General features: G+C 73.6%; 1 protein-coding gene. It reads right to left on the bottom strand.

Going from position 1 to position 613, the window contains the following annotated elements; translation table 11 throughout:
- Positions 1-613 (bottom strand): N-acetylmuramoyl-L-alanine amidase (locus DBR34_RS23695; protein WP_258224059.1); only part of this gene is annotated, 613 nt, incomplete at both ends.

Below are 613 nucleotides of genomic sequence, written 5' to 3' on the forward strand. Positions count from 1 at the left end.
CGCGCGCATCGGCAGCGGAATGAACACGTCGGTGTCGCGGGTCAGGAAGGCTTTCAGGCCGGGCGTGGCATTGACCTGGCGCGCCAGTTCACGCGCCACTGCCAGGGTGATGTCTTTTTCCCGCTTGCCGGTGGGGCCCACCGCGCCGGGATCCTGGCCACCATGGCCAGGATCGATCGCCACCACCAGTTGGCGCATGCCCGGTCGCATCTTGATCCGCGAGATTTCGCTGGGCATCACCGGGCGCGGTGGCTCGGCAGGCACGACGACCGGCGTCGGCGCAGGCACCACCGCAGCAGTGGCCTGTCCAGCCAGGATCGCCGCCGGGGTGGCCGAGTTGCTGGCCGCATTGGCATTGCCGGCGGCCGCCATGTTCACCGCGGCAGCAGCCGGCGGCGCGGGCGTCGGCACCGGCGTGGCGGCCGTGGCGCTGGCCTGCTGGCGCACCGAGGCGGTCAGCAGTGCGGTGGCACGCGCTGCATCGCTGCGCGCCTGCGCTGCGTTGGCGGCCGTCTGTGCCGGCGGTGCAGCGCCGGCAACCGTCCCTGCCGGGGCAGGTGCGGGCGCCGGGGTTTGTGCGGGTGCGGGGGCAGGCGCGCTGGCCACACTGGAC

The sequence above is a fragment of the Stenotrophomonas sp. HMWF003 genome (assembly GCF_003061285.1).
Classification (GTDB): domain Bacteria; phylum Pseudomonadota; class Gammaproteobacteria; order Xanthomonadales; family Xanthomonadaceae; genus Stenotrophomonas; species Stenotrophomonas maltophilia_AP.